Genomic DNA, 4132 nt, shown 5'->3' with positions numbered 1-4132 from the left:
CTCACCCAGCCGCGACCCGCGCCCCGGACATGGCCGCCGCCTGGCAAAACCTGGCCAAGGCCCACTATGAACAGGCCCATTATGCAGAGGCGGCGCGCTGCTTTGAGGCCGCCTATGAGCGATCGGATCAGAGCAATGCCGAGGCGCTCGGCTTCAGCGCCCTCAGCGCACACATGGCCGGTCAGCATGCCGCCGCCATCCGGGCCTTCCAGCGCCTGTTCGACCATCATCCCAAGGCGGTCACGCTCACCTGGAAGGCCAACTTCGCCCAAGCCTTGCTGGAATCCGATCAACCCCGTCGGGCGTTGCCGCTGCTACGCGACCTGGCGACCCGCTCGCCAATGGAGAACCGGGCCAAATGGCAGGAAATCCTGCTTTTCCAGTATATCCAGCTAAACATGCACGAAAAAGCCCAGGCACTGGCCAAGCGCCTGGCTTACAGCCAGTGCACCACCGCCAAATGGTGGAAGGCCCTGGCCCAGGTGCAGCTGGCCGCCGGACATGAGCAACAGGCACTGGTCGCCCTGACCATCTACAGCTACCTGACGCCGCTCAGCACGGAAGAAAAAAAACTGCTGGCCGACCTGAGCCTGCAGCTGGACCTGCCGCGCCCAGCCATCCGTGGCTACCTCGATCTGATGAACGCGCACCCGGAGGCGTCCGTTTTGCGCAACCTGATCATCGCCTGCCAGCGGCTGGAAGAATACGAAACGGCGCTGGGCTATCTGAATCGTTTTGCCGCCAATACCCGTTCCACCGATCTCTTGATGCTCAAGGCCGACTTGCTCTATGCCCTCAAACGGTTTGGCGACGCCGAATCCGTCTACCATCGCATCGCCCGGCAAAACGGTCCTCATGCCGCCCGGGCCTGGCTGATGGCCGGTTATGCGGCCTGGCAGCACAATGATCTTGAGTTCGGAAAAACGGCGTTTAAGGTCGCGGCCAAAAACAGCCGGCATCGCAAGGCGGCGCAGTTGGCCTTGCGGCAGATGATGGAAAAAGGGAACGCCCGATAGGATCGATTTGGGGGAATTCAATCAGAGAGGAAAGTGGAACGCACCAGTTACCCGGACGCCGCGGATTCCCTACGCCGGGCAGCTGGTGCGAGACAAACTGATGAACTCGTAAAAAGTCGCATTTCCGACGGATTCGTAAAAAGCCCAAGATCAAGGCTTGCGAATCCTGAGGAATGAGGCGTACTTAGCGTACTCCGCAATGACGAAGGATGAAGCGTAACGCCGATATTGGGCTTTTTACGAATCCGTCAAAATCAGGCGTTAAGCATGACACTGGTCGCCTTAATCACGATCTCGACTTCCTTGCCAACGTCAAGGCCCAATCGGTCCGTCGAGTTGGCGGTGATAACGGAAACGACACTCACGCCACTGGCGACTTCCACCGTGACTTCCGCCATGACCGGGCCTTTTTTGATGTCTTTGACCTTGCCTTTTAAAACGTTTCTTGCGCTTAAAGCCATGATGCACCTCCGGGTTTGGGTAGGATATGAAATGGAACGGAAAGGAAATTGACCGTTAAAACGGCAATAGACGCATTATAGCGACTATTGGGGAAAGTTCAACCCGGTAAATATGTTCTGAATTAACTTTTTTATATTATTTTGTAATAATATTCAGTCAATATGGAAATAAAGGGATCTGCACATATTGTCGTTTTATAAATTATTATTGACATTTTTTAATGTCATTTTTTATACGAATTTCATTTACCCGCAACCGTTTTGCTTCCAGCCCCTGGTGCCAGCCAAAGCAGTATGCGCCCGTTTGCGCCACGCGGATTTGCATTCCCAAGCAGAATGGTTTAAAGATGAAATTCCGCGTTTGCAATCGATTGTTCATCCATCCAGCAAACCCCGGGGCAGCGTTTCATCCTGACGTCATCCGGGCATTCCGGGAGGTTTAAATGACATCCAAGATCCAACTCGACATGCGCCTGTCCCGCCTGATCGAGGCTTTTCCGCAAACCCGTGCCGTGTTTGCCGCCCACGGACTGGGCAACCTGGTGGACGAGGAGGCCTTGGCTGCCATCGGCCCCTTCCTGACCCTCGAAACCGCCCTGCTCAGCCACGGCGTCGCACCGGATCATTTTCTCACCCTCCTGGAAGAGGCGAACAGAACGGAAACCCCGCTGGACGCCCCCAGCCGGCTGGAAGTGGATGACACCACCCCGGTCAACCTCCTGGCTCTCATGACCTGCGGCCTCAAGGTTCCCTTTGCCCGGGCGCTGGCGGCCTTCATCAACGACCTGCAGCATCAGCAGGGGGAAAAAATCGACTACTCGGTGGTGAGCAATCTCAACCACGAGCACTCCTACTACCCCTATGTCAATCACGTCAAAACCGTGGCCGATCTGCCCGACATCATCGTCTCGGCCGATTTCAACGCCTTCTTCTACCACAATTTCTACCAGCGCTTCATCGCGCCGGGTCATTTCGTCGATGTCATGGACAAGCCCCCCAACCGTCTGTTCAGCGATGCGGGGATCGCCGATCCCGAACACCAGTACACCATCTTGTGCGTCAACCCGCTGATCATCGTGGCCGACCTTGCGGTTGTCGGCGATCGCCCCCTGCCCAGGCGCTGGGCCGATCTTCTCGATCCGATCTGGCAGCGCAGCATCACCCTGCGCGGCAACGAGAACTTCTTCTGCCATGCGGTCCTTCTGCCCCTGTACAAGGAGCACGGCAGTGCCGCCATGCAGGCCCTGGCCCACAACGTGCTCGACGGCCGACACCCCGCCCAGATGGTCAAGTCCGCCGGCAGCGGCCGTTCGGCCGCCCTGTATGTCATGCCCGACTTCTTCGCCCATAAAATTCCGGAAGGCAAGGCCATCCAGCGCATCTGGCCCGAAGACGGCGCCCTGGCCAGCCCGGTGACCCTTTTGGTCAAAAAGGAACGCGCCGCCGCGCTCAAGCCGATCACCGATTACCTGACCGGCGAGGAACTGGCCCGGGTCTTCGTGGACGCCCTCTTTCCATCACCGCATCCCGACGTTCAAAACCGCCTGCCGGCCGATGCCGGATTGAAATGGATCGGCTGGGACTATATCCGCGCCAACGATTTGGAGCAAGCCAACGCGGCCATTGACGCGGTCTTTTTGCCCATCGTCAGGGAGACCATGCACGCATGAGACTGGCTACCGTTGCCGGACCGCCCTCTTCCGGAAAAACCTCGGTGATCCTGCGGGCCGCCGAAGGACTTCGCAACGCCGGGTACCATCTCGGCGTGGTCAAGTTCGACTGCCTCTCCAGCGAGGACGAAAAGCGCTACCAGCAGGCCGGCATCCCGGTAAAAACCGGACTGGCCGGCGCCTGTGCCCGGATCATTTCTTCATCACCAATATCGACGCCTGCGTCCAGTGGGGGCGCCGGCAGGGTTTGGACCTCTTGATCAGCGAAAGCGCCGGCCTGTGCAACCGCTGCTCTCCCCACGTGCGCGGCGTGCTGGCCGTGTGCGTGGTGGACAACCTCAGCGGCGTCCAGACCCCGCGCAAGATCGGTCCCATGCTCAAGACCGCCGACGTGGTGGTGATCACCAAGGGCGACATCGTCAGTCAGGCCGAGCGTGAAGTCTTCGCCTTCCGGGTGAAGCAGGTCAATCCCAAGGCGGCGGTCCTGCCGGTCAACGGCCTCACCGGCCAGGGAAGCCTGTTGCTCCAACGCCACCTGGAAGGCGCCCACGGCGTGGAGACCCTCAAGGACATGCGCCTGCGCTTTTCCATGCCGTCGGCGCTGTGCTCCTACTGCCTGGGCGAGACCCGTATCGGTCCAGACTGCCAGGTGGGCAACCTCAAGCTGATGGATCTGTCATGAATACGCGCGACCTGTTGCAGTGGCCCTGCATACAGCTTCTCTCCGAGCGTCCCTATGTCCGCGACTTCTTCTCCGCCTGCGGCCTGCCGGCGATTACCCCCCGGCAGACCGTCGCCGAGGTGCTGGATGCCCTGGAGGCCGACCGGCTGGCCGCCCTGGGGATGGACCGCGCCACGGTAATCGACCGGTTTGTGGCCTTCGTCGATACCATGCAGCACCTCAAGGCGGATCGCGACACCGGCATCCACAGTGTCACCGTGCTCGGCGGTCACGACAAGGACGGCCGGCCCGAGGATGTGCGCG

Annotated in this window: 6 protein-coding genes; 5 read left to right on the top strand and 1 reads right to left on the bottom strand. The window is 59.6% G+C overall.

Annotated features, from left to right (window positions below):
• A partial coding sequence (locus JCM12296_RS33010) for a tetratricopeptide repeat protein (RefSeq protein WP_157068133.1) occupies window positions 1-1016 on the top strand: 1016 nt, incomplete at its 5' end.
• A 254-nt stretch (window positions 1017-1270) separates the two neighbouring features.
• Here the strand turns inward: JCM12296_RS33010 and JCM12296_RS33005 are convergent.
• The gene (locus JCM12296_RS33005; RefSeq protein ID WP_054702067.1) at window positions 1271-1477 is read right to left on the bottom strand and encodes a TOBE domain-containing protein; all 207 of its coding nucleotides are present in this window, start codon (window positions 1475-1477) and stop codon (window positions 1271-1273) included.
• 443 nt (window positions 1478-1920) lie between these two features.
• Here JCM12296_RS33005 and JCM12296_RS32995 point away from each other — a divergent pair, with 443 nt between their 5' ends.
• The 4 genes from JCM12296_RS32995 to JCM12296_RS32985 all read left to right on the top strand — a co-directional run.
• Window positions 1921-3147 carry an ABC transporter substrate-binding protein gene (locus JCM12296_RS32995; protein WP_054702061.1) on the top strand — a complete coding sequence of 409 codons (1227 nt, stop codon included), beginning with the start codon at window positions 1921-1923 and terminating at the stop codon, window positions 3145-3147.
• Entirely contained in the window at window positions 3144-3407 is a 264-nt protein-coding gene (locus tag JCM12296_RS42945) for a hypothetical protein (protein WP_218188416.1), read from the top strand. Before JCM12296_RS32995 ends, JCM12296_RS42945 begins: the two co-directional genes overlap by 4 nt.
• Window positions 3404-3829: a GTP-binding protein gene (locus JCM12296_RS42940; protein ID WP_218188415.1), complete on the top strand. Its 426-nt coding sequence runs from the start codon at window positions 3404-3406 to the stop codon at window positions 3827-3829. The genes JCM12296_RS42945 and JCM12296_RS42940 overlap by 4 nt, the downstream gene beginning before the upstream one ends.
• Window positions 3826-4132 (top strand): hypothetical protein (locus JCM12296_RS32985; protein ID WP_218188414.1); only part of this gene is annotated, 307 nt, incomplete at its 3' end. The genes JCM12296_RS42940 and JCM12296_RS32985, both read left to right, overlap by 4 nt.

This window comes from Desulfosarcina cetonica JCM 12296, from assembly GCF_001311845.1.
In the GTDB taxonomy this organism is placed as follows: Bacteria; Desulfobacterota; Desulfobacteria; order Desulfobacterales; family Desulfosarcinaceae; genus Desulfosarcina; species Desulfosarcina cetonica.
This window is presented reverse-complemented; position numbering and strand designations above follow the sequence as displayed.